The organism is Erysipelothrix sp. HDW6B (assembly GCF_011301115.1).
Classification (GTDB): Bacteria; Bacillota_I; Bacilli_A; order Erysipelotrichales; family Erysipelotrichaceae; genus Erysipelothrix; species Erysipelothrix anatis.
This window is the reverse complement of the sequence record NZ_CP049860.1, coordinates 1,827,695-1,852,575: the sequence shown is the minus strand read 5'-3', so window position 1 is coordinate 1,852,575 and position 24,881 is coordinate 1,827,695. Positions and strand designations below refer to the sequence as shown.

Annotated in this window: 20 protein-coding genes and 1 tRNA gene; 15 read left to right on the top strand and 6 right to left on the bottom strand. The window is 38.1% G+C overall.

The features are described from left to right. Positions 1-86 precede the first annotated feature (86 nt). The 8 genes from G7061_RS09080 (at position 87) to G7061_RS09045 (ending at position 13,196) form a co-directional block, all read left to right on the top strand. Positions 87-923 carry a MurR/RpiR family transcriptional regulator gene (locus G7061_RS09080; RefSeq protein WP_166120741.1) on the top strand — a complete coding sequence of 279 codons (837 nt, stop codon included), beginning with the start codon at positions 87-89 and terminating at the stop codon, positions 921-923. Between the two features lie 125 nt (positions 924-1,048). After that, positions 1,049-2,215: a PLP-dependent aspartate aminotransferase family protein gene (locus G7061_RS09075; protein WP_240914417.1), complete on the top strand. Its 1,167-nt coding sequence runs from the start codon at positions 1,049-1,051 to the stop codon at positions 2,213-2,215. 45 nt (positions 2,216-2,260) lie between these two features. After that, the gene (celB, locus tag G7061_RS09070; RefSeq protein WP_201288170.1) at positions 2,261-3,544 is read left to right on the top strand and encodes a PTS cellobiose transporter subunit IIC; all 1,284 of its coding nucleotides are present in this window, start codon (positions 2,261-2,263) and stop codon (positions 3,542-3,544) included. Between the two features lie 148 nt (positions 3,545-3,692). Further along, entirely contained in the window at positions 3,693-4,238 is a 546-nt protein-coding gene (locus G7061_RS09065; RefSeq protein ID WP_207948883.1) for a DapH/DapD/GlmU-related protein, read from the top strand. A gap of 64 nt (positions 4,239-4,302) precedes the next feature. After that, positions 4,303-5,403 carry a VOC family protein gene (locus tag G7061_RS09060; protein ID WP_159639226.1) on the top strand — a complete coding sequence of 367 codons (1,101 nt, stop codon included), beginning with the start codon at positions 4,303-4,305 and terminating at the stop codon, positions 5,401-5,403. Between the two features lie 20 nt (positions 5,404-5,423). After that, entirely contained in the window at positions 5,424-6,029 is a 606-nt protein-coding gene (locus G7061_RS09055; RefSeq protein ID WP_159639225.1) for an alpha/beta hydrolase, read from the top strand. Positions 6,030-6,162: 133 nt separating this feature from the next. Then, the gene (locus G7061_RS09050; protein ID WP_166120737.1) at positions 6,163-7,956 is read left to right on the top strand and encodes an InlB B-repeat-containing protein; all 1,794 of its coding nucleotides are present in this window, start codon (positions 6,163-6,165) and stop codon (positions 7,954-7,956) included. An 842-nt stretch (positions 7,957-8,798) separates the two neighbouring features. After that, positions 8,799-13,196, top strand: a complete 4,398-nt coding sequence (locus tag G7061_RS09045; protein ID WP_166120734.1) for an LPXTG cell wall anchor domain-containing protein — start codon at positions 8,799-8,801, stop codon at positions 13,194-13,196. 112 nt (positions 13,197-13,308) lie between these two features. Here the strand turns inward: G7061_RS09045 and G7061_RS09040 are convergent, their stop codons facing one another. Together G7061_RS09040 and G7061_RS09035 are read right to left on the bottom strand one after the other, a co-directional pair. Further along, on the bottom strand, positions 13,309-13,725 hold the full coding sequence (locus G7061_RS09040) for a DUF2871 domain-containing protein (protein ID WP_159633675.1): 417 nt from the start codon (positions 13,723-13,725) through the stop codon (positions 13,309-13,311). After that, positions 13,722-14,639, bottom strand: a complete 918-nt coding sequence (locus tag G7061_RS09035) for a Gfo/Idh/MocA family protein (protein WP_166082239.1) — start codon at positions 14,637-14,639, stop codon at positions 13,722-13,724. The genes G7061_RS09040 and G7061_RS09035 overlap by 4 nt, the downstream gene beginning before the upstream one ends. 106 nt (positions 14,640-14,745) lie before the next feature. Between G7061_RS09035 and G7061_RS09030 the strand changes: the two genes are divergently transcribed. The 4 genes from G7061_RS09030 (at position 14,746) to G7061_RS09015 (ending at position 17,499) form a co-directional block, all read left to right on the top strand. After that, a tRNA-Arg gene (locus tag G7061_RS09030) sits at positions 14,746-14,821 on the top strand. Between the two features lie 170 nt (positions 14,822-14,991). Continuing rightward, the gene (locus G7061_RS09025) at positions 14,992-16,056 is read left to right on the top strand and encodes a MucBP domain-containing protein (RefSeq protein WP_166121343.1); all 1,065 of its coding nucleotides are present in this window, start codon (positions 14,992-14,994) and stop codon (positions 16,054-16,056) included. A gap of 93 nt (positions 16,057-16,149) precedes the next feature. Then, positions 16,150-16,680: a hypothetical protein gene (locus tag G7061_RS09020; RefSeq protein WP_166082238.1), complete on the top strand. Its 531-nt coding sequence runs from the start codon at positions 16,150-16,152 to the stop codon at positions 16,678-16,680. 66 nt (positions 16,681-16,746) lie between these two features. Then, positions 16,747-17,499: a helix-turn-helix domain-containing protein gene (locus tag G7061_RS09015; protein WP_166120731.1), complete on the top strand. Its 753-nt coding sequence runs from the start codon at positions 16,747-16,749 to the stop codon at positions 17,497-17,499. Positions 17,500-17,520: 21 nt separating this feature from the next. Here G7061_RS09015 and G7061_RS09010 read toward each other — a convergent pair whose 3' ends face one another. From G7061_RS09010 to G7061_RS09000, 3 genes are read right to left on the bottom strand one after another with little or no spacing between them, the layout of a single operon-like run. After that, positions 17,521-18,507, bottom strand: a complete 987-nt coding sequence (locus G7061_RS09010; protein WP_159639219.1) for an ornithine cyclodeaminase family protein — start codon at positions 18,505-18,507, stop codon at positions 17,521-17,523. A 3-nt stretch (positions 18,508-18,510) separates the two neighbouring features. Further along, complete coding sequence (locus tag G7061_RS09005; protein WP_159633657.1) at positions 18,511-19,380, bottom strand: sulfite exporter TauE/SafE family protein; 870 nt, start codon at positions 19,378-19,380, stop codon at positions 18,511-18,513. Between the two features lie 9 nt (positions 19,381-19,389). After that, a complete protein-coding gene (locus G7061_RS09000) occupies positions 19,390-20,196 on the bottom strand; it encodes a TrmB family transcriptional regulator (protein WP_166120728.1) in 807 nt (268 codons plus the stop codon). A 234-nt stretch (positions 20,197-20,430) separates the two neighbouring features. On the opposite strand from G7061_RS09000, the gene G7061_RS08995 reads away from it, so the two are divergent. From G7061_RS08995 to G7061_RS08985, 3 genes are all read left to right on the top strand, one after another. Next, positions 20,431-20,892, top strand: a complete 462-nt coding sequence (locus G7061_RS08995; RefSeq protein ID WP_166120725.1) for an NUDIX domain-containing protein — start codon at positions 20,431-20,433, stop codon at positions 20,890-20,892. Positions 20,893-20,989: 97 nt separating this feature from the next. Next, positions 20,990-21,664: a diacylglycerol kinase family protein gene (locus tag G7061_RS08990; RefSeq protein WP_166120722.1), complete on the top strand. Its 675-nt coding sequence runs from the start codon at positions 20,990-20,992 to the stop codon at positions 21,662-21,664. A gap of 207 nt (positions 21,665-21,871) precedes the next feature. Continuing rightward, a complete protein-coding gene (locus tag G7061_RS08985) occupies positions 21,872-23,761 on the top strand; it encodes an LTA synthase family protein (RefSeq protein WP_166120719.1) in 1,890 nt (629 codons plus the stop codon). Between the two features lie 12 nt (positions 23,762-23,773). Here the strand turns inward: G7061_RS08985 and G7061_RS08980 are convergent, their stop codons facing one another. After that, positions 23,774-24,751 (bottom strand): hypothetical protein, encoded by a 978-nt coding sequence (locus G7061_RS08980; RefSeq protein ID WP_166120716.1) that lies wholly within the window; start codon positions 24,749-24,751, stop codon positions 23,774-23,776. Positions 24,752-24,881 lie beyond the last annotated feature (130 nt).

Here is a 24,881-nt window from a genome sequence, read left to right as displayed (position 1 = left end):
AAGTACCTTGTTGGAAGTACGGACTCTGAGGTAAGGGTTCGTATGTAGCGTATAAGAATTGTTGATTCTAAATAAAGGAGTTCGTAATGGTTTACAGTAAATTACAAAAAAAAGAGGGTCTTTCACCGGTACAAAGCCACATTGCCGATTATGTCTTAGAACATACAGACCGCGTATTAACAATATCAATGCATGAGCTTGCTGAAAGTACGAATACATCGACAGCTACAATAACTCGTTTCTGCAAAAAACTTGGTGTAGAAGGGTATAAGGAATTTCAAATCAGTTTATTGCGATCTGTGAATGTTCACATGATGATGACAGAAGAGCAGATAATTATTAATGAGAAGAGCAATGAAGTGGAACTTGTGGATAGTATTGGAACACTTCAAAAAAGAGCCATTACCGCGACCCAAATGTTATTAACGAAAGAATTAGTAAGTGAGACAATCGCGGAAATAAACAAGGCAGAAAATTTATATGGCGTTGGAATTAGCGATAGCTTTATCAGCGTGCATGACTTTCAAAATAAACTTTTGAAAGTATCGAAGTTTGTACGGATAGCATTTCTTCAGCCAGAGCAGACATTTCTTTGTGCACAAGCAACACCCAAGGATGCAGCAATCATAATATCTTATAGTGGCAAAAGTGCAGAAGTCGTGAATGCATGTCAAATTCTAAAAAAACGAGGAGCTAAAATTATCGCTATGACGTCCGACGAATCAAGTCCCGTGGGTCGTCTTGCAACCCATATTATTCCATTGCCACCGCTGCGTGAAGAAGATGAATTGGTTCGAACTGTATTCTCGTATGCCGCAATATCTTATGCCATCAATCTCATATTTGCGAGTATGTATCGTTTTGAGTACAGCAAAAATCAGGATTACATTGTTAAAATAAAAGATGAATATTTAAACAAATAGTCGAAAATTACCGCAATTTAAGCACAAATTCTTAAAAGAGCGGTAATTTTTTTCTCTTTACGAACAAATTGTTGTTAAGTAAGCGGTTACTTGGTACGGTTTATGTAGTTCAGAGCGAGGTTGAAATGATTATGATAAAAGATAGATTGATTAAAACATGTTTAGCGGTGATTCCGGATGAACAATCGCACTACGCAATTTCTCCTGAGATTGCGATGACATCCTCTTTCTATTCAAAGAGCTATGAAGCATATGTTGCTGCAAGCAAGGATGAATTTAACAACTATGTTTATACACGTGGTTCTAATCCTACAACGCATAAACTTGAAGTGCTCCTTGCAGAGCTAGAAGGCGCACAGCGATGTAAAGTTTTTGCATCGGGAATGGGCGCAATAAGTGCAACATTGCAGTCCTATGTTATGAATGGCAGTCATATTGTTGTTGTTAACTCTATTTACTCGACTGCCATGAAGTTTATCAAAAGTCTCGAAAAATTTGGAGTATCTCATACTGTTGTTATGTCAGTTGATACCCAAGAAATTGTAAGCGCAATTCAAGACAATACCGACGTAATCTATCTAGAAAGTCCTTCAAGTCAGAAATTTGAGATTGTTGATTTAAAAGCAATCGCAGATATCGCGAAATCGAGACAGATTACTACAATGATAGACAATACGTGGGCAACACCTATGTTTCAAAGACCTCTAGAGAGTGGGATTGATCTGATTCTACACTCTTGTTCAAAATATATCGGTGGGCATTCTGACATTGTTGCAGGTGCAGTATTGGGAACAACTGAGGGTGTAGGCAGAGTGGAACAAAATGGATACCTAATGATGGGATCAACATGTAGTCCTATGAATAGTTTTCTAGCAATACGTGGAATCCGAACACTCCCCATTCGTATGGAAAAACATAACAGTAACGTCAAAGCGGTAATTGATGCACTCAAGGATGACCCTCGTATTGAGAAAATATATCATCCATACATTCAACAAGCTGAACGCAGTGAAAAATATTTAGATGGGTATGGAAGCCTACTTGCAATAACCTTTACGGATAAAGATACTACCAAACTTCAAACCTTTATTAATACATTGGAAACATTTTTAATAGGCGTGAGTTGGGGTGGTTATGAAAGTATGGTTCTTCCAGGATACAAGTTTGATAATCTTGAGACAATGAAGGCCAGGGGATTGGATATCACCCATACGCGATTGTTTATCGGGTTGTTGGAAGCTCAGATGACAATCACAGATCTTAAGCAGGCACTATCAATTGCATATGATTAAAGTATTGGAATACCATTTAAACTTAATATAGAAGGGGTGATTTAAGTGGGAAGTAAGATTAGTAATTTTATGGATAATAAGGTTTTACCGTTGGGGATCAAAATAGGTGGTCAAAGACACCTTCTCGCTATTCGGGATGGTATGGCCGCTTCAATTCCATTGATAATTGTTGGATCAATATTCTTAATTATAGGTAATCTACCAATTCCAGGGTATACAGAATTTGTGTCTGGAATATTCGGTCCGGATTGGGTTACGAAACTAAATTATGCTGTGGATGCTACATTTAGTATTATGGCCTTGATTTGTGTGTTTGCAATTTCTAACAGCCTTGCGAATAAATATGCAGTGGATGGTGTGTCAGCAGGATTCATCTCACTCGCAGCTTTCTTGGTGGTAACACCCTTAACAGGAGACGGTGGAATTCCACTTGGTTATTTAGGAAGTAAGGGACTCTTTGTAGCGATTATCGTTTCATTAATCAGTACGGAAATATTCCGTATTATGGTCCAAAAAGATATCGTCATAAAAATGCCGGAGAATGTTCCGCCAGCAGTCAGTAAATCATTTGTTGCCCTAATTCCGTCGATTCTGACGATTACGTTATTTTGGGTGCTGAGATTGGTAATCGAATTTGCTGGTTTTGGAAACATGCATGAAATCATAGCGGTAATCCTTGGGAAGCCATTGTCTTATCTCGGGGGTGGATATGTTGGTGGTTTAGTCGCAATATTGATTACATCGTTATTTTGGACAGTAGGTATTCACGGTTGGGATCTTGTCTTAAGTGTGATGCAACCAACTTATATGCTCATGCTTGATCAGAACAGAATTGCATTCCAAGCAGGCCAAGAAATTCCAAACATCATTAACTATTCATTCTTCAATGTCTTTGTTTGGATGGGAGGAAGTGGTGTGTTAATTGCAGTCGCCATCTTGCTGGTACTTCGTAGTCGCAGTAAGCAAATGAAAGAGCTGGCGAAAATTGCCGTTCCACCAACTATTTTCGGTGTCAACGAGCCGGTTATGTTTGGGTTCCCGATTGTTATGAACCCAATCATGCTTATTCCATATGTACTTGCTCCACTTGTTGTTTTCACTGTTTCGTATGCAGCGATGTACTTCAAGATTGTTCCAATGACAAACGGTGTCATGGTTCCATGGACAATGCCACCACTTATTGGTGGGTATCTTGCCACAGGTAGTATCATGGGATCTATTTTGCAACTCGTAAATATAATTATCTCAGTCGCAATCTACTATCCGTTCTTCAAGGCAGCAGATGATAATGCTTATCGTGGAGAAAATCCCGACAAGACGACCTCATAATCAAAACTACAAAGCGGTGTCTTATTAAGATATCGCTTTTATGTTAATTTGATATTTTTAAACTTTTTAGAATGTCCTGTGTAGCGCTAAAAACGGCATAAAAAAATGGGGTCAATGTGATAGGATAAGTGTATAAGTGAGGTACATTATGACAGAAAAAGAAAAAATGATTCAAGGTATGCTTTACGATGCAGGTGACCCTGAGTTGCAACGCGATACAACGCGTGCACGCGAGATTGTGATTGCTGCTGCACAGATTGCAGATAATCACAAACGCAGTGATTTATACAAACAGATCATCAATGCAAAAGGATATGCCAGCTTTGGCGTTGGACTCAAATTAGACTATGGCTACAACGTAACTGTAGGCGATAACTTCTACTGTAATTATGATTGCGTGATGTTGGACGTGTGTCCGATTACGTTTGGTGATAATTGTATGCTAGGACCTGCTGTTCAGATTTACACGGCAACGCATCCACTCGACGCAACCGAACGCAACAGTGGTCTTGAATTAGGTAAACCAATTACGATTGGTGACAATGTTTGGATTGGTGGTGCTGCGGTTATTTATCCTGGAGTGACACTTGGAGATAATGTTGTCGTTGCTGGGGGAAGTGTCGTCACCAAGTCATTCCCTAATAATGTGTTAATTGGAGGAAACCCTGCCAAAGTGCTTAAAGAGGGTATCTAAGCATATAAGTTGAGAACAAAAATCATAAAATATATAATAACATGGTAAGGAGGTAGGTTATACTATGGAAAGAATTTTAGGACTACATCATGTTTCTTCAGTCGTTAAAAACGCACAAGAAAACGTTGATTTTTATGCAGGAATGCTCGGAATGCGTTTAGTTAAAAAGACATTAAACTATGACGATATTGAAGAGTACCATTTCTATTATGGTAATCATGATGGCAGTACAGGCTTATCCACCTATTTCCCAATTTCAGATTCTAAAGAAGGCGATATTGGAGATGGTCAGGTTGGATACGTTACTTATGCAGTGAATACAGGAGCACTCGACTTCTGGAAAGAAAGACTTGATCACTTCGATATTTTCAATTATTCCTATGAAAGATTTGGTGAGCGTTATTTAGCATTCTCAGATCGTCATGGATTGGATATTGAGTTGGTAGAAACACCGTTAGGTCCAAACAGTCAATGGGCATTCAATGGTGTACAACCAGAGACAGCGATTAAAGGTTTGTATAATGCAGCACTCTTCTCAGAAAGACCTGCTCAAACGCTTTCGTTGTTTACCGATCTCTTCGGATACTCGGTTGTTGCGGAAGACGATGAATATTATCGACTCCGAATCCACGAGGGATTAGGCGGGTTAATTGACATCCGTAAACATACAACAACAATCGGCACCAAAGGACACGGAACGGTTCATCATATTGCATTTGCAATTGAACGTGGAACCGAAGAGGCATGGCGTGAAAAATTGCTCAGTGCAGGATACTTCCCAACAGAAGTTAAAAATCGCAAGTACTTTAATGCCATTTACTTCCGTGAGCGTGGTGGGATTCTAATTGAATTATCAACTGTTACACCAGGAGTCACTGTTGACGAACCTGTAGAAACATTAGGTGAAGCGTTCATTATCCCAGAACATTTTGAGGCACAACGACTCATTATCGAAAGTAAGTTTATGCCAGTATTCGTTAAAGAAATAGATACCCTTGAAACATATGGATATCGAAACCGATACGAGTACGATATGATTACCAAACGAAATGAAATCCGTGAATCGATTAATGCGATAAAAGCATTTGAAAAAGAACGACCATTGACAGATGATGAGCAAGAGCAACTCAAAGCACTTCGCAAAGCATTTATCAAAGTACGTTAAGATTTAGAAAGAGGACAATTATGATAGTACATGCAAAACATGATGGTTCTACCGATCGCGTTATCTTTATGCTCCATGGAACTGGTGGTAATGAAAACGATTTGGTAAACCTTGCACGATATATTGATGAAACAGCAACACTGATTGGTATCCGCGGTGCTGTGGAAGAACAAGGAATGCTTCGTTATTTTAAACGCTATGCGGATGGAAGCTTTGATTTAAAAGACTTAGCGAAACAAACAACAGCACTTCACGAAGGAATGCTTCAACTCTTGGAGTACTATAAACTCGGTGATGCTGTAGTATCCGTTATTGGTTATTCTAATGGATCGAATATTGCGATCAATCTTTTCAAAGAGTTTGAGACTGACTTTACGAGTGCAATGCTTTTTCACCCCTCATCAGTAAGACCGGGTGTTCCATTCAAAACACAACCGAGTCTTAATGTCTATACAACAGGTGGTAAAATTGATCCATTCATCGCGTTTGAAAAGTTCGAAGAAGCTGTTAAGGAGTTTGAAGATGCAGGGATTCCTGTAACAACAAATATACAACCCGGTGGACATCAACTTGTTGATGCGGAAGTCATTGAAGCAAAAAAATTCTACGATACTATTACTCAATAAGGTTTAAGAAAGAAGTAGCGACAATTACACGTTTCTATTTCTTTTTTATCGATGTAAAGACTTAGGTTAATATATATGCGTATACATGCATAATGTGGTAAAATGAAAATAAATTAATAAAGGGTGGGGAATTATGAAAAAAATTAAGAAAATAGTAACGGGACTCATAGTCGTTGTGTTACTTAGTGTGAGTGTAAACTTACCGATATATGCTGAGCAAGGACTCAGTCAACAAGAGAATGAGACGTCACTACTTCGTGCAAGCACAGAGTCCACATTGCTTTTTAAATATGTGAATAAATATGGTGAAGAACTCGGTCAACAACAAGTGACAGGCAAAAAAGGAACATCTAAGTTAGTATTACATTTATATTTTGATGGATACATGTTTATCAATCCAGAAAACTATACATTGCCAGATGAAGACAAAACGGTCGAAATTTTGCTTGAATATGATACAAGTTATCTATCGTGGCTTAGTATAATTCCTGTTGATGAATCCGGGAAGCAATTAACAAGACCGGTATTGATTAGCGGCGAAAATGGATCGACTACGGATATTCAATATCCTAAGATAAAAGGCTATAAAGCACCCCAAGAGTCATTTACGCATCGATTTAAATATGCACCTTACGAATATCAACCTGATGAAATGAAAGTTGTTTATGAACAAATTCCATCGACAGTGACCATCGATTTTTACGATGAGATTTCTAATGAAAGCATCATCACCGTAACGAAACAATTCTTTGCAGATCCGTCTAAAGTCATTCAAATCCCATTTCCGGAAGTACCAGGTTATGGGCGATACAGTGATAGCATTTCTTTGATTATAGCTGGCGATCACTTTGTGCGTATTCCATACTATCGAAAAGATATCAATATTAATGTAAATTATGTTTTAGAGAATGGTGTTCCAATCCAAACTCAGATGATGACATTACTATACTTGGATCCTTATGAGATTGAATTAGAAACATTTGATGCATACGATGTAGTTTCTGTTGATACCAACGGTTTTGGGCTCGTCGGTACGACGCCACCAGAAAATCAAACATTCACGGTCACACTGAAACTCAAAACGATTACCAATACTGTAGTGTTTCACGATGATCAAGGTAATGAAATCTATACAACAGAAGTAACCGGTAATTATGGTGAGACTGTTGAGGTTAAGGCTCCAGAAATTGCTGGGTATGACACTTCATCATTAATTGAAACAGTAACGTTTAAGGAACAAGGAAAAGTTATTCAAGCATCTTCGGTTGCACAGCGGAAACCATTTACGATTCTAGTTGAATATATTACAAAAGCAGGAAACGTTATTCAAAGTAGAAGCTTTACGACGACATTCCTAGATGCATATGCAATTAACATTGAATCTGTCGTAGGGTACAAGTTTGATAAAATTTTAGGTGATCGTTTATTAAGTGGAACGATGCCTGCAGAAGATTTCAAGATTCAAATACTATTAGAAGAGGTACTTCCCGACACCTATCAAGTCGTGTTTGATACGCAAGAAGGATCTGCTGTAGAAACGCAAAGTGTTGAGGTACATCAAAAAGTAGTGAAGCCTCAGGATCCTGTTAAAGATCAGTATCAATTTGCTGGTTGGTATCGCGACCCTGAATTGAGTGAAGCATGGAACTTTGATACACCTGTAACGCAGGATACAATCCTTTACGCAAAATGGATCAAACACAATATTGAAAAACCCATCGAACCTGCGAATCCAACGGAACCAACGAGTCCAGTTACATCAGATAAAACAGACACACTACCAAAGTCAGAAAGTCAAACACTTCCTGCAACGGGATTGTCAAATAACAATAGTTTTATGATCGTGGCAGTTGCTTTAGTAAGCGTGGGTCTCTCATTCATGTTTATTGATGTACGAAGACTGTTCAACAAGCTCATTAAAAAATAACATCCGTTTTCAAAAAGAAGAAGATGGCGCCAAAAATCAATCGATAATTAAAACCGCAAATTTTGCGGTTTTTTTATGTATTGCTGAAGAATAACCAAAAGGTTAATAAAAACAATAAAGTTCGATTGAACTTTAATGGCAGCTTAAACATCAAGAAACACCATCTAAACCCAAAAGAACGAAATTAGCCCTAGATATGGTATTTTAGAATAAAAGGGAGCTATTATGAAACAAAAAGAAAGTATACAGAATTTCTTAATTATTTTCGCAGGGAATTTACTGATGTTTTTAATCTTGTTTTATAGAAGTATGTCTTTATCAGAAATACTCATCAATGCATTGATTATCACCGTCGTTTATATGATACTAAAAAAAATATATTTATTCTAAAAAGAGATAATACTTTTGAAAATACAGACAATCTATGAAATCAAAACTTAAATTAGTGATGTGGCATCTGATATTTTAAGGGTGCAATAAAATATGCACTATAGGTTCATGTTCTGAAATTCTTAAATATTATGGAAATCACGATCAGGTTTTCCATTAATAAAGATGATATGAAATAAGCAAATTTCTTATAAATTCAGTCATGAATGCTTCCTTACTACAAGAAGCGAGTGACGCTTAAATTTTGAGATAATCAGTAAAATATCTGAGTGAAAAAGCCAACCTTATAGAAGTGTTGAGTCTAAATATTCTTAAACGAAATTGTATTGTGTGTGAAATGAAAACTATAGTATGTGGATAATGTACTATAGTTTTTACCTTAAAAAATAAATCATATCCTCTATAATAATATTGTAAGCGTTTACCAATTTATTGTTTATTGAGGAGAAAATATGAAGAAAAATGAAAATACACGATTTGTAAAATCGCTTTTTCGTAGTGCCTGCATTGGTCTAACAGCAACAACACTTGCCTTCACAATGTTCGCAAGCAATATGACAATTCAAGCTGCAATTACCGGTGATGGTACCGATGCAGTGAATGAAAACTATGAAAATGGAAAATCACTACAACCACTCGCACCAGCGTTTCGTCTGGAAACATTATTAAAATGGTCACCCGAAACAGACCCGGATGCAAAACTTAACCGTTCAACAGTACCTTTAGAATCACGTCGATTCCAAGGTCAACAAATCAATAAATTGGCAAATCCTGAGGCAAAGATTACATCTGCAGCAATCTCGAATGCAAATCATGATCAATCGCCTTCAACAGGAGGGGAAGACTTTAATATTTATGCATTTGATAACTGGCAATATCTTGATTCCATGATCTATTGGGCAAGTTCAGAAGAAGGTGTTATTGCGGTACCTTCACCAGATATCGTTGATGCAGCACACCGAAATGGTGTTCCTGTCTATGCAACACTTCATTTCCCATGGGGAACGGGTCATTATGATTCACTTGAAGAACTTAAAAATATGTCTGTTCAAGATGAGGAAGGTAATTACCCTGTTGCGGATAAACTCATTGAAATCGCACAATACTTTGGTTTTGATGGCTACTTCTTTAATCAAGAATCATATGGCTCTACCGAAAAAGTAGCCCAAAGTACGCACGACATGCTTGTCTATGCACGTCAAAAATCACGCGAAATGGGATATCCAATTAATATTGGATGGTATGACGCGATGGCTAACAATGGATCAGTGTCACACCAAGACGCCGTTAATAGCAAAAATGACATTTGGTTAAAACGTGGCGCAGATAATGACTATGCCGTGGATGAGTTCTTTATGAACTTTAACTGGAGTGCACAAAAAATAAAAGGTACGAACGATTATATGCGCAATACATTAGATCGTAATCCTTTTGATGCATATGCAGGATTCGAAATTCAACAAAATAGTTATAAAACTAACATCAATACGAAAGCATTGGTAGACGAGAATGGTCAAGCATTGAGCTCTATCGCACTTTATGCACCAAACTCGACTATGGGATTCGCGGCCAGTGCCGAAGAATTCAACAAGCATGAGCAAATTCTTTATACTGGTCCTCAAGGTGATCCAAGTTTAGCGGATGATTCAGCGGATTGGAAAGGAATGTCTCGTTTTGTAACGGATAAATCAGTCATTGAAGGAACATCCTTTGGAACAAGCTTTAATGCAGGTCATGGTAAAAAATGGTTTGTTGATGGTACAGAAGTTCGTGATCGTACATGGAACTACCGCTCAGCACAAGACATTATGCCAACCTGGAGATGGTGGATTAAAGATCAAGTTGGAACACGTTTAGACGTAGATTACGACTTTAACGATGCCTATAATGGTGGTAACTCTTTGAAATTATCAGGCAATTTAGCTGGCGGAAGTACCAACAATGTCATGTTATATAGCACAAAACTAGACGTGACTCAAGATACCGAACTTGCGGTTACTCTAAAAGGAAATACAACAGCTAAAATTGAACTCGGCGTTTCGTTTAACGAAAACTATGTAGACAATGATTTGACGTATTTCCCAGTTACAAGCAATGACGCGTGGAGTACTCAAACGGTAGATTTAGGTGCCCATGCAGGCAAAACAATCTATGCAGTAAGTGTGCGAGTAACGAATACGGATGCAGAAACCCTTAATCTAAATATTGGACAACTTACAATTGATCGTAAGAATGCAGGTGTCCTTGCGAATACCGCTAATGCCCGTGTGGATGAAACGCTCGTTAAAGACGCACGAGAAGCAAGTGCACGATTATCATGGGACGCAGTTGAAGGAACAGACGTATACGAAGTTTACCAAGTTAACAACGATGGTAAAGAAGTATTGTTAGGGGCAACACCAAATACAGCTTTCTATGCTGACAAGATTACCCGTACCGATGCCAACGCGAAATCCGATGATACAACTACAATTCGAATTCGTACACTTGATGCAAGCAACAATCGTTCAGAAGGTAAAGACATCACATTTGAATGGGGTGTTTCACTGGACGGAAGTGATGAAAATAACGAAGTTGCACCCGTTAACGTTGCCTTGAACGCACAAGTTACAGCTGTATCATTTGAAAACGATGCAGAACCAGCATCTAAAGCATTGGATGGAACAGCAACTGGAAATAGTAAGTGGGCCGCAACTAATAAAAAATCTGGATACATGGATATCAAATTAAGCGAACCGCAACGTGTTTCCAGATGGCGTGTTGAACATGCTGAATATGGTGGTGAAGCAAACAACATGAATACGGTTGATTTCTCATTGCAATATAAAGATGAAAACGGTCAATGGCAAATAGCAAAAGCAATCAAAGGAAATACTAAAGCAGTAACAGATGTATTATTGGATACACCAATTACAGCTCAAGAATGGAAATTAGATATCACCAATTCAGGTACATCACCTTGGGGTGCTATTCGTATTTATGAATGGCAAATGTTTGATGGTGGTTTCACCAAAACTCCTATGGTATCCCAATATCAAATTAAAGCCGATTTTGAAGGCAAAAAAGTAACAGTATCAGAAGTTGAACCCAAAGCAACAGTACGTCTATACGATGCAATTGCTGCAACTGAAGCAGTTTTAACAGGTGTCGCAAATGATAATGGGGTAGTGACCTTTGAAGATGTAGACTTTACTAAATTTGGCGAACGCATCTATGTTACAACCCAAAATGAAGGTATTGAAGAAAGTCTGAAAAATAGTATTCAAAACTATGTTAGCCGTAAATCAGAAAACATGTACATCCATGCTTATGTTGGTGAAATGGGCTTGAACACAACTTTTGATGTAATTGACGCAATGGGTAAAGTTAGAAATCTCGGTGGAACATCCGATTCAGGACTTAACACACAATTACCGGTCGGTACATATGATCTTGTTCTAACATCAATCCCAGTGGGTGTTAAATATGATGGTCTACCTATTCCATTCACAGTCGTGGAAGGCGAAACAAATGAATTAATAATTCGCTTAAACTACTTCGACAATTATGAAGCACTCGGATTACGTATCTATCAAGCAGGTTCATTGAAAGAGGCAGATTACTCAGCATCATCCTTTGCAACCTTAAAAGCAGCAATCGAAACTGCAAAAGTAGTTCATCAAAATCAAGCGATTGAAGATAATACGTATACCGATGCATTGAGTGCATTGAATGAAGCTATTGATGGGCTTGTACCAACTGTCGATAAAGCAAAACGTGACTTGGATGCTGCTGTAAAAAATGCAGAAAAACTCAAAGAAAAAGATTATTCAAAAGCAACATATGCAAATCTTGTAGCAGCAATTACAGATGCTAAAGCAGTACTTGCTGATGAAAATGCAACACTTGAAATGATTCAAAACGCACATACTGCACTCGATCATGCCATCGATGCTTTAGAAGCAAAACCAGAATTGATTGACAAAAAAGAAGTTGTTGCACTCCTTAACACTGTGGAAGCATTAGATAAAGAACAGTACAATGAAGCATCACAAGCACTTCTAGAGACATTGATTACCGATGCGAAAACAATCATTGCAGATGATGAAGCAACACAAGAAGCGGTTGATGGAATCATCGTACGTCTTCAAACGATTGAATCACAACTTGTTAAGAAAGTTGATAAGTCACTTTTAGTATCGTTAATTGCTTCAATTGGTGATGTTGATGCAACACAATATACAGAAGCTTCTTATGGAGTTTTCAGCACACAACTCGCAAATGCAAATGCCGTATTGGCGAATGAAACAGCAACCCAAGCGGAAATCAATCAAGCGTACGATGCACTTCACAAAGCCTTTACTGGACTTGTAGATGTGAAGACACCACAAGCAGATTCTATTGCACTTTTAAAACAAAAACTTGCAGATGCAAAAGCAATTGAAACTGACAAATATACTCAAGAGACTGTCTTGAATCTTGAAACAGCAATTGAATTTGGTGAGAATGTTGTTAATAACCTGCCTGCGGATGTTGCGGAAGATGCAACTATGTTCCGAGTAGCAGTTCGCACAACAAGTACCCAACAAGATGTCTTAGATGCCATCGAAATGTTAGATAAGGCAGTAGCTGGACTGAAGGAGAAAGACCCAATCGATCCTGTAGATCCGGTCGATCCAGTTGATCCGGTCGATCCAGTAGATCCAACAAATCCAGTCAAACCAACAACACCCGATAAGACAACGGATAAAGATAAACTACCAGCAACAGGTGTTGCAGACAATAATACAATGATGCTGTCATCATTAATTGTCGGTGCCGGACTTGTTACTGTGCTTGTATCAAAACGTAAACGCAAAGAAACAGAATAAAAATTTGAAATAACGTTTTATCCATATTCTAAAATAAAAAGGTTCTAAGCTATCGTAGCTAGAACCTTTTTTATGGGTAGATAATATTGTTAAGCAAACCTATGTGATGATGTTAGGCATCATGGGTGTTGTCACGAAGCATCATAAATAAGTAAACGAGTCCGATTGTTAAAATAATATGCCCAAGTCCTGCCATTCCGGAAATTGCTGCATTCATGCCTTTGGATAACTCGGTGCCAAGAACTTGTGTTGTACCACGCGTTAGCATCATCAAAATTGTTAGATGAAGACCACCATTGTAAAATCCCATAAATTTCTTGAAGTTCTTATGACGGTGAATTTTAAATGTCTTCGCAAGGACTAACACCATCAACATCATAAACATACCCAACATTAAGATGTGCGTATGTAAAATGGAAAGTTGTGTTGTACCTGTAAATGCCATATATTTCGTAAATTCGCGGTAGAATACACCCGCAATTAATCCTAAAGCAAGGTAAATTGTTGCTTGTCGTAAAATCTTTTTCATGCTTTCTCCTTTATTGTTTCATATATATCATGAACGAGTTGGTGGGTGATTAATGCATCATCCAAGGTAAATATGTCGGATTGCTTCCCAGTTTTGACACATTCAATGAAATGGTCAACAATTTGCACAAATCCCCGTTTTTCTAGCGTTGGGACCCAATCCCCAAATCGCTCTGTATGGTGCCCTTGATCTGAATGGATCAGTAACTCATTCATATCCACGCAGCGGTAAAACCCAGTGGGTGACATTACTTCCACAACTTCACTGCGACCACCAGAATGCATGTTAATGGTTGCCATGCCTGTGACATGGTCACCGTGTAATTCAAGGTGTGCGTGGCTTAGAATGCCTGCTTCAGTTACACCACGGATGTGATGGGACACGATGGGCGTGTCCATGAGATAAACCAACGTATCAACAACGTGAATCATCATATCGAAGAGCGCAAATTTTACATCTTGATCTGCATGTTCTCGATGCTTTTGCACAAGAATCATATTCTTTTGTGCGATATCTTTTTGTTGTTGATAGAGTGGTGACATCCGACGGTTGAAACCAGTCATTAGAACACATGATTGCGCTTGGGCAAGGGCGACAAGTTCTCTAACTTCAAGAATATTTTCGCTAATAGGTTTATCCACATAAACATGGATACCATGGTTAAGAAATTTGCGTATCAAATCCCCATGAGTTTGTGTCGGAGTGTGAATAAAAACTGCTTGAATACCGCTCGCTATCATGGCATCAATATCGGTATGTGTGTTACTAAAGTTATACTGACGGGATAAAGCATCAAGCTTTTCTTGGCTGCGTGAATAGAGATGCCATTCGACATCATGATTTCGTGCAGCATAGACAGGAATATAGGCTTTTTGCGCAATATTACCAATCCCGAGGACACCTACTTTTATCATAATATAATCTCCTTGTGAGCTAATCATAGCATATTCGCAAAAATAGGTTAAATTATGTAATTAAAACTTAAATAAATGTGTCAAGCGTGGTATGATAATCGTGCATACGCCCGTGGCGCAACGGATAGCGCGTTTGATTCCGGTTCAAAAGGCTGCAGGTTCGATCCCTGTCGGGCGTGCCAAATTAATGTAGAAGACCAGTGGTCTTTTTTTTTCGTTTTTGTGATCCAAACAAAGTTGTGTTTTCTGATGATTTAAGAAAGTCGTGAATTATTGAAACTTTGTTAATAAATTAGCATAGAATTTCAAAAGTGGTATACTATAGGTAAGCATCAGGAGGGGGAAATTTTTGATGAAAAGAAAAATAAGTACTTTAGTGTGTTCATTGATTCTGGTCTTATCTTTAGGAATAATACCAGTATCCGCAGAGAATGATCCGTTTGAGGGTGAAATCTATGTAATGGAAAATTTAGTAAATATCTATTACGAAGATGGACATGTTGCTGGAATTAGAGCGACACCGCCCTCAGTAGGAAACTGGTCGAATGTCTTATCAAGTGACAGTCCTACATGGGTTGCACATAGCGATGAGTCACTCATTAATGAAGTGACTGAAGGGAATCTATTCCGCATCACTGAGTATACTTACTATGGAAGCTCAATTTGGTATACGGATGGATCGAAAGAGTTGTCGTATGAAACGACGTTGACATATGATCAATTACACCAAAAAGAAATTGATACAGGCAAACGTATCGATCAAGTCCAAACATATTTTGGACCCAAATCAAAGTTAACACTCAACGTTTACCTTGTAGGAGCAGATGGCGCTGAGACACTTCTGACATCCGACGTGTCTTATGGAAAATTTGATACTGAATATATGCAAGAATTTAGCGTTGTTGGTGAAGCTTATGATATAAGCGATTTCATGTCGAAATTTATCCCAGTCACACCAAACGTCAGTTTACGATATGACTATTTAGAAGCAGATCAAGTTTTTGACATTCGTATCAAACTACCTCGTGTATTGGTCAAGTTTGTTGATGAAAATGGTAACAAGATTCGAGATGATGAGATGAAGCAACTAGTAGTGGATGAGATTTTTAAATTCACAGCACCAAACATTGATGGCTACACGCTTGTATCTTCGGAAAATATCGAAGAAGCTTACAGTCCTGTCGATAAAGAATTTACGATTGTTTATAAAAAAGATACTGTTAAACCCGTAGATCCGGTAAAACCCGTAGATCCTGTGACACCAACTGAAGTTGTAAAACCGGTTGAACCAACAACTACACCAGCAACGTTGCCGAACACTGGAATTGATAATAATATGGTTAATGTAGGAATTACTTTTATTGTCGGAGGGCTTGCAGTTCTTTTGTTGAAAAAAAGAAATGCTAAAAGCAACTAGTTAAAAAACTCTCGAAGGAGAGTTTTTTAATTTTGAGATTTCCCGATTATTTTGGATTCATGATATGATAAAAAAAAGAAAGCAGGGAAGCTTATGGGGCAAGATATTCAGAAAATAGAAAACAATGCATTACTGGGGATATTGGTAGGAGTGATCATCATGTCATTACCAATTACGAACTCTACAATTATATTAGTGGGGTCGTTGGGGTTACTATTGTATTCCTTGTACATGCTCAGAAAAACACCGTTGTGGAATCGATACTTTAAGATGGCGCTAAATCTTCTAGTAATTTTAATCGGGTATACAACATTGGGAATGCTAGGTCTTATGTATATAGTTGTTATTATTCGACCAGAAATTATTGCAGTAATTTATGCTGTTATTGGTCTCATCATTTCATTTGCAATGTTCTACTACATTTATCTTGCAGGTGATTATGATTTCGTTGTGCAGACAAAACAAACAGTTGCAATTATCCTTAGCATCATTATCGCAATTAATTTATTGAGTACGCTAAGAATTGGCTTTGGTGGATCATTCCTCGCTATGCTGTCACAAATTGTCTTTAAAATTTTTGTGATACTTAGTATTTATAAGTTATATCAGAAAAATCACGGATAGAAACCACACGTTGCGTTACAAAATGTAGAAAGTTGACTATGCTTTAGATAGAAAGAGGTGGCACATATGTTACTGAACGAATATCTAAAATACTACCGTGAAGTGAATGGCTATACGCAAGAAGAACTCGCCGAGAAATTGATGATCTCACGTCAAGCAATCTCAAAATGGGAACGCGGGGAATCAATGCCAGATATTGAAAACATCATTATGCTTAGTGATTTGTACGATGTTTCAATTGATCAACTATTGCGAGGATCCAAGCACTTGAAGAAGCCTTATCAAATTGGGGAACGTAAATTGGGGCGTCATACGCTCATTGGATTTATACTTGCACTCTTCTTCGGTGCGACAATGACGATACGTCCTTACATCTGGACATTCTTCATCTTCTTTGGTTTCTTTATGTTTCTGACATTAATTGTTGTGAAGGAAGGTCGGATTGTCATCGGTAAGCGGGATATTGTTGCGACCAAGTATCATTCATGGTGGGAGCGCCTAATTGCAATCTTTAAACCTCAGCAATTCAAGAAAACATATGCATTTGATGATATTGATGTCTTTAAAATTAACTATATATCACGACCACGAATCGGAATTGGTGATTGGGGACCCGATAGTTTCAATATTTCGCTCGTAACAAACGATGGTGCGGTGTATACGCACGATGTTACTGCAACGCTATCCAAGGATCTTCCAATTCTGTGCGATTACCTTGGAAAAAAAGGAGTAGCAATTGAAGATAATGACGATATTATAACGATGATTGTAACTGGAAAAAGTATTTATGATGAACAACAAAAAAAATACCGCTCATAGAGTGGTATTTTTACGTTTTGATTATAAATTGATGGAATCACCAGCGTTATGTGCTAGAGCTTTTTCGTAAATGCGACGTGCATTCACAACATCCATAACTGCAGACCCTGTTGATTTAAAGACGGTGATTTGTGAAGCGTCTTTACGTCCAACAACTGTGCCGTTGACAACATCGCCTAATTCACCTGTGATAATTTTGTTGGTGAACATACCTTCTGAAATTGGTTTTATGAAATCGCCAGCTTCGTTCAGAACACCATCAAATGTATCAACATAGACGCCATCAGCATTTAAAATTGCTTCAGCAGGAATTTCTTGCATTTCTGGAGTGTACGATCCAATGCCGTTAACATGCGCACCAGCTTTGAGCCACGAGGCATCAAAGAGTGGACGACGGGTTGTAGTAACACACGTAATGATATCTGATTGACGAACAGCATCTTCTGCTGATGCAGCAGCTTCTGCTTTCACGTGATGCTTTTCAGCAATGTGTGCAGCAAATGCTTCACGACGGGCTTCGTCAAGATCACAGACATAAACCTGTTCGATATCACGAACTGCTAGGACTGCATCAACTTGGCTCTCAGCCTGACCACCAGCACCAAAAATTGTAAAGACTTTACTGTCTTGACGGGCTAATAAATCTGTTGCAGCACCCGCAACGGCACCCGTACGTACTTGTGTTAAATATGTACCATCTAATAAGGCAATAACTTGGCCGGTTTCGTCATCAATTAGGACCATTGTTGAAGGGACACTTGGGATGCCCTTCGCAATATTGTTAGGATAAACTGAGACAATCTTTACACCCAATGCATGTGCATCGGCAGCATAACCAGGCATGTATAGACTTTGCCCTTCGAATGCAGTTACGTCAATGTTAGTCCGTAATGGAATGATAGACCCATTGCGTGAATAAATTGCAAGTGCATCTTTATTAGCTTGAATTGCATCAAGCATTGTATAAACGTCATCGATAATTGCTTTGTTAATAACTTTGATTTCCATGTGTTAAGCCCCCTTACGAACAGATAGAATCATCTGTGTAGCACTGAATAATACAACTGCAACAACGACCCATTGAAGTAATGCGACATCTAAGCTTTGAACAACAAAGACAGCAACGAGAACGCCTAATGAACCAAAGATTGCAGCAAACAGTGTAATTTTACGTGAATAACTGTCAAGTTTAATAAATTGCATTGAACCAATAGGAACTGAGAATGTACATGCACCCATCATGATTGGGAAAGCAACCAGTGGGCTCATTCCTAAGGCATAAACAGTTGCAGAAGTAAGGGCATAAGAACCGATACCAATATTATTGACAGCACCATATACAAATGAAAGAACGCCTAATAAGACAAGTTTGAATCCTGAAAGACCGGTTGCAGTTCCTCCAGCAGGGTAAAGTCCAACTTTACCTGCAACAATTAGGCCACCTGCAATAATGAGTCCTGTTGCAACAAACTTTTTAATTGTATTAACGGGTAATTTAACGACATAACGTGGTGAGATATAGGCACCAAGTACTTGTGCAAAAATAGCGACAAGTAATGTTGTGAGGTCAACTTCAATGACAGATATGTAGGATAAAGCCATAACCGCAACTGGAATAACACATTGTGTATTAAGCGTTCCAGGAAGTTTTTCATCACTAACCCATTTTGATTTCGGATAAATAGCTGCCCCAATTGCAAAGTCAGAAATACCAAAAGTAGATAATAAGAACATAAAGAATTCGGTGATTGCCATTACAATGGGATTTCCCGGTTCCTTCATGACGGAATCTTTATTTTTTGCTAAGTCACGTACTAATGTAATCGCAAAAATTCCATTCACGACAGCGATTAGTACTAAAATTGTTGTTACGATATTCATAATTTCCTCCTATTGGAGTGTGTAAATATCACGAAGTTTCGCAATCTTAGGACCGTATAGTGTGTGTGCGAGTTCACCCATATCATCAATCAGTCTTAAGCAGAAAACATCATGTTTCACATATTCAGTTGAGAACCAAATCATACTCTTGTTTGTGGTATGAATTGCGGTTGCTTGCTGAATATTAGGAATGGTAACATATATCATTTCCGAAGCATCTTTAACGCACGTTAACCACCGCGCATTATTCTCATCCAAGAGATTATCTTCGAAACCGTGTTTATAGACATTTTTAACATCAGTTTGATACGCTTGCGTTTCATCGTATAAAATAACCGCAATCTTAATCGTACCTTCGGCTGCAAGAATCGCTTGCTCAATACGAGGCATTAACTCGGGTTGCCATATTTGAATTAATAACTCGTGCTCAGCTGTGCGAATCATTTCCTCAACACGCAGCAGAATATTATCGTATCCTGATAAATGCCAAATCTGATCGTCGTCTCCAGTTTCACTTATTTTGCCGGTCTCTTTTCGTAACGCTTGAAGGTTGCGTTGGAGATCCAAGGTTGCCATATCTTCTAGGCGGGATACAGGTTCAGCTTTGTAAATGACATTTTTGCCATTATGAGAACTTGTTAGTATGCCACGTTGTAATAGACGTTCAAGTAGGACGTAAATTTTACTGCGTGGAACACCGCTTGACTTGCTAATTTCATAACCGTTTTGCGGCCCTGTCTTTAACAATGAGATATAGATCTTTGCTTCATTTTCTGTGAAACCAAGAGAATTCAAGACTGTAATCAAATTTTCCATGTTCGACTCCTTCAATAACAAATCGATATTTGTCATCTCCACTTCTAGAATATCGTGGAATTTGAGAAAAAGAAGGGTAAATTTCACAGATTTAGATAAAATTGAAGTAAAAATTAAGTATTAGTTACTCGGGGTAACCACGCTTGATAAATTAGTGATACATTTCACATTGTTTCTTCAAGTTGATATTCGAATTGAATCGTACTATGATTATTTCACGAACTGGGAGGGACTATGGATAAATATTTTACAGCACGCGGTGCGACGATGGGACTAATCGTTAGACACCAGCAGGAAACGATAGAACTATTGCTTCAAAAAAGAATGAATACAGGTTTTATGGATAACCATTGGGATTTTGCGGCAGCCGGACATATTGAAGCACACGAATCAGCAACGATGTGTATGCGTCGCGAATTCATGGAAGAAATCGGAATTGATGTCCTAGAGAAAAATATGAAATTTGTCCACCTTACGCATTTATATGACCCAGATCACGATAACACCTATTTTAATTGCTATTTTTGGATTGATACGTTTTCGGGAACCCCACAAATTAAAGAGCCACATAAAATAGCAGAACTTGAATGGTTTAAAATCAACGAACTACCAGAAAGTATGATTCCGTCACGTTATGATGTACTTCAAGCAATCCTCACAAACACTTGCTATTCCGAGCAAGGCTTTCATATATGAAATTTTAACGAGGAATTGTGAAGAAAATTGAAAAAAAGTGAAATAACGGTATACTGTACATAGATATAAACAAGAATGATAAGAATAGGTGATGATTATGACCCCTCGTATTTTCTTTATTGGTAATACAGAATCCGGTAAGGGGATTCCAACGATCAATGATGCTTCATACGCCCACCTCAATATTGTTTCGAAAGAATCCATTCAACAAGATCCAGAAGCCTTGATGGAGCGCATCAAAACTACAGACTTTGATGTCCTAGCGGCTATGGGTGGTGATGGAACCATCAGTGCGGCATTTACAATGGCAGCAGCGTTAAATTTAAAACAACCAATTCTGATGCTTCCCAGTGGTACAACGAATGATATTGCAAAGAACTATTATGAAACCGTCAATATTGAAGAAATACTTACAACAACAGACTTTACAACAACAATTACTACGGACTTAGGTGTTGTTAATGATAAAGTATTTTCGTATGCATTAACCTTTGGTTACTTGTCCAATGTACCCTATACGACTGATCAAAAACTGAAGAATAAATTTGGCTACTTTGCCTATATGTTGCGTGGTTTTTGGGAAATTTGGAAATTAAAGAAATACCGTCTTGACGTTAACGTGGATGATGAAATTGTAAAAGGGAAATTCAGTTTTGTATCCATCACCAATACAAAAAAAATGGCAAACTTTGTCCGTTTTCCTGATTCGACCGATTTAGCAGATGGCTTGTTTGAAGTGATGCTTGTTCGAACACCCAAAACACCGGTTTAACTCGTTAAAGCACTTCATCAAATCAATACTCAGAGTTTTGAAGATGATAGCATCATCTTTAGACGTGCAAAAAAAGTTACAATCAACAGTGAGTCAACGGTCGAATACGGCCTTGATGGCGAATTTGGAGGCAAGACCAAGCATATTCAGTTCGATGTAGAACCAGAACCTATTACGCTTGTTGGCCCCTTGAAATGAGGAAATTAAATGTTAAAAAATAAAAATTGGAAACGATGGCTAGCCTATAGCGCAACAATTATAGTAACTGGAATTGTTATGAGTGTAGTCTTTCAACTCGTAACGACAGCAAGTTTATTTAAATTTGACTATGATCTCGTTTTTGAATCAATTGCATACTCAACACCAGCATATGTGTTTAGTACTTTAGTGTTGTTTATTGTGTTTATACTGCTGGTACTAATCTTTAATAATATTCTTTTTGTAAGTATTGGATATTTAACGGTAACTGGTATTGTTGCTGTTTTAAATTATATTAAATTAAATGTATTAGTCGAACCTATATATCCAGCTGATGTGAGCTATCTTCGTAATACCAAAGATCTTCTCTCAATGATTACGTCACGTCAACTTAAGATGATCATCCTAAGTGTGGTAGTACTTGTGGTTCTTGTTGTTGTGATGGTCTTCTTAAACCGCAAAATCGGTATTTTCAAACCGGTCTACAACAAACACATTCGTGTAGTGACTTTAATCTCAGGACTTGTGATATTAATGTTGGGGTCATCATACATGATGTCCTACAATAAACATGACTCACGTTTTAGAAGTTATGCTTTAAATAATAATTTCTTTCCGGAGTATTCAATTTGGAATCAAATCGATAATTATCAATATTACGGTTTTCTGAATGGATTTGTTGTAAACATACCGGGTGATAATATGTATAAACCGGATTCGTATTCAAAAGAAACTGTCGATAAAATTATGGACCATTATACAAAAGATGCGGATGCAATCAATGCAAGCCGAAGTCGTGAAAATTTTGAAGATATCAATGTTATCACTATTCTTAGTGAATCGATGAGTGATCCTAGTAACTTGGATGGTTTTATACTTGCAGAGGAACCACTTGAATACTTAAAAGATTCATCTGATAAGGTAGCAGTGGGATCGATCATTTCACCAACTTACGGTGGCCAAACACCCAATACCGAGTATGAACTCATAACAGGAATGAGCTATGGATCACTAAGTCCAGCAGTTGCGACCGCATTCCAGTCATTCACATCGACCAATGATCATCTGCCATCAATTTTTAAATCGATTCAATCTGACGTCGAACGCGATACGCTTGCAATCCATAGTTATGGATCACAGTTCTTCAAACGAGTTCCGACATATCGAAACTTTGGAATTGATACAAGCATCTTTGAAAATGATATGCAGCATAAAGGGCTGCTGGTTATGTATGGATATATCTCGGATGAGTCTGCCTACAATGAAGTTCTTGACCATTATCGAACCAATGATAATCCAATGTCGATTCACTTAGTAACGATGCAAAATCACGCACCGTACCCTAACGATTTCCCAGATAGTATTTATGAGGTCGAGAGTGAACTATTATCAGATGGTTATAAAACAGTCGTCAAAAATTATAGTGAAGGAATTCATCGAACAGATGGCTATACGAAAGAATTTGTAACGGCTTTGAATGAAGAAGAAAAACCATATATTCTCTTTTTCTATGGGGATCATCTTCCGGGAATTTACAACAGTATCTTAAACGTCAATACACCTATCAAAAAATATCAAACCAATTACTTTATGGCGACAAACCTTCCCGATGCAAGTTTGGAAGCTTACAACACAGACCTAATCTCTTTGACAAATGCACAGAATTTAATTTATGCAGTTGGAGATGTCAAAATTAGTCCATATCAAGCTTTGGTTCAAGAGGTCAACGAAACATTCATTAGTATTCATAGTACTGGTTATTACTTGTATGGTGATACAAGTCCACGAAGTTATGAGCAATTGACTCCCTATCAACAAAAACTACTGACAGCTTATGAAGTGATTCAGTATGATTTAATTGATGGTTCAGGTTATGCATTGCCCTATCTCAATCAATAAAAAAATGTCTGATTAAAACTCAGACATTTTTTCTTGGCTTAACTGATACACACGTTCACCTAGCGTGCGATAGTGCACTGAAATGGCAGTGTTCTCGATTGAAATATCGAGAGTTTGTTGTTGCTTTACGGCATCTTTTAGTGCAGTCACATCCTCGCGGAAGGGCTGTTGAGTAACGGCTTCAAATTCACGGGCGTGGTACTTTGATTGACGGTAAAACTGTTGCAATGTTGGGTCGGTAATTGCCGCAGGATTATCATCGAAATATTCATCATAGACGACATCATAGATTGACTGATCCTGTTTGTTATAGATGACACCAAGACGGGCATAGAGGCCATCTCCTATAGATTCGGTAACCCCAATATAATATAAATTGGATGGCTTTTCGACGCGAGGTGCGATTTTTTCGGCAACGGGCTCAAACCCACCACGAAGACTGGTTGAAGAACCCGCAGGTGCATTGAACTCACCTACAAGGCTGTTTTGGGTTATCATTTGATACTCAAGAAACGTCATCGCATTGACAATGGTAACAAGCGTCGTATCGGTACGACCATTATCCATTTGCCAATTCGCATACCCGGAGGTACGTTTCGTACGGTTTGCCCATTCAGGCGCATAGTAGTTTTGTGGTGAGATTTCATCAAATTCAACAAGTTGCAAAGCATTGTTTTCGGTGACAACTGTCACAGTTGCAATATAGCCACCGTTGAAGTCGAGGGAATCAAAATAATAATCCCCAGTAACAACACCAATTTCAGGGCGTCCTGACCACATCATACGTTGCCATTTTTCATCACCTGTATAAGCGGTCCCTTCATGCCTTCCATTCGTAGCTCCGGATACAACATCAAACGTATAATCATGATTGTTGCGTGTCATCGTATTGGTTGTTGCGGCTGGTGTTTTGGGTTCTTCGGGGGTGTTAACACTACACCCAGTAATAAACAAAAGACATAGATTTAGTATCATTAATTTTTTGAACATAGGAATTCCTTTCGTTGCTTCGCACTTTCATACTTAAAAAGAAAGTGATTAAGCGGTAACTATTTATATTTAGTTTACGGTATTGAGTCATGTCCAGACAAGTAATGTAACCGCTACAGGTGACGTAAAA

What these genes read in the sequence shown, in the direction of transcription:
- G7061_RS09080 (WP_166120741.1), top strand. Translation starts at nt 87, where the DNA reads ATGGTTTACAGTAAATTACAAAAAAAAGAGGGTCTTTCACCGGTACAA.
- G7061_RS09075 (WP_240914417.1), top strand. Translation starts at nt 1,049, where the DNA reads ATGATTATGATAAAAGATAGATTGATTAAAACATGTTTAGCGGTGATT.
- G7061_RS09065 (WP_207948883.1), top strand. Translation starts at nt 3,693, where the DNA reads ATGACAGAAAAAGAAAAAATGATTCAAGGTATGCTTTACGATGCAGGT.
- G7061_RS09060 (WP_159639226.1), top strand. Translation starts at nt 4,303, where the DNA reads ATGGAAAGAATTTTAGGACTACATCATGTTTCTTCAGTCGTTAAAAAC.
- G7061_RS09055 (WP_159639225.1), top strand. Translation starts at nt 5,424, where the DNA reads ATGATAGTACATGCAAAACATGATGGTTCTACCGATCGCGTTATCTTT.
- G7061_RS09050 (WP_166120737.1), top strand. Translation starts at nt 6,163, where the DNA reads ATGAAAAAAATTAAGAAAATAGTAACGGGACTCATAGTCGTTGTGTTA.
- G7061_RS09045 (WP_166120734.1), top strand. Translation starts at nt 8,799, where the DNA reads ATGAAGAAAAATGAAAATACACGATTTGTAAAATCGCTTTTTCGTAGT.
- G7061_RS09040 (WP_159633675.1), bottom strand. Translation starts at nt 13,725, where the DNA reads ATGAAAAAGATTTTACGACAAGCAACAATTTACCTTGCTTTAGGATTA.
- G7061_RS09035 (WP_166082239.1), bottom strand. Translation starts at nt 14,639, where the DNA reads ATGATAAAAGTAGGTGTCCTCGGGATTGGTAATATTGCGCAAAAAGCC.
- G7061_RS09025 (WP_166121343.1), top strand. Translation starts at nt 14,992, where the DNA reads ATGAAAAGAAAAATAAGTACTTTAGTGTGTTCATTGATTCTGGTCTTA.
- G7061_RS09020 (WP_166082238.1), top strand. Translation starts at nt 16,150, where the DNA reads ATGGGGCAAGATATTCAGAAAATAGAAAACAATGCATTACTGGGGATA.
- G7061_RS09015 (WP_166120731.1), top strand. Translation starts at nt 16,747, where the DNA reads ATGTTACTGAACGAATATCTAAAATACTACCGTGAAGTGAATGGCTAT.
- G7061_RS09010 (WP_159639219.1), bottom strand. Translation starts at nt 18,507, where the DNA reads ATGGAAATCAAAGTTATTAACAAAGCAATTATCGATGACGTTTATACA.
- G7061_RS09005 (WP_159633657.1), bottom strand. Translation starts at nt 19,380, where the DNA reads ATGAATATCGTAACAACAATTTTAGTACTAATCGCTGTCGTGAATGGA.
- G7061_RS09000 (WP_166120728.1), bottom strand. Translation starts at nt 20,196, where the DNA reads ATGGAAAATTTGATTACAGTCTTGAATTCTCTTGGTTTCACAGAAAAT.
- G7061_RS08995 (WP_166120725.1), top strand. Translation starts at nt 20,431, where the DNA reads ATGGATAAATATTTTACAGCACGCGGTGCGACGATGGGACTAATCGTT.
- G7061_RS08990 (WP_166120722.1), top strand. Translation starts at nt 20,990, where the DNA reads ATGACCCCTCGTATTTTCTTTATTGGTAATACAGAATCCGGTAAGGGG.
- G7061_RS08985 (WP_166120719.1), top strand. Translation starts at nt 21,872, where the DNA reads ATGTTAAAAAATAAAAATTGGAAACGATGGCTAGCCTATAGCGCAACA.
- G7061_RS08980 (WP_166120716.1), bottom strand. Translation starts at nt 24,751, where the DNA reads ATGTTCAAAAAATTAATGATACTAAATCTATGTCTTTTGTTTATTACT.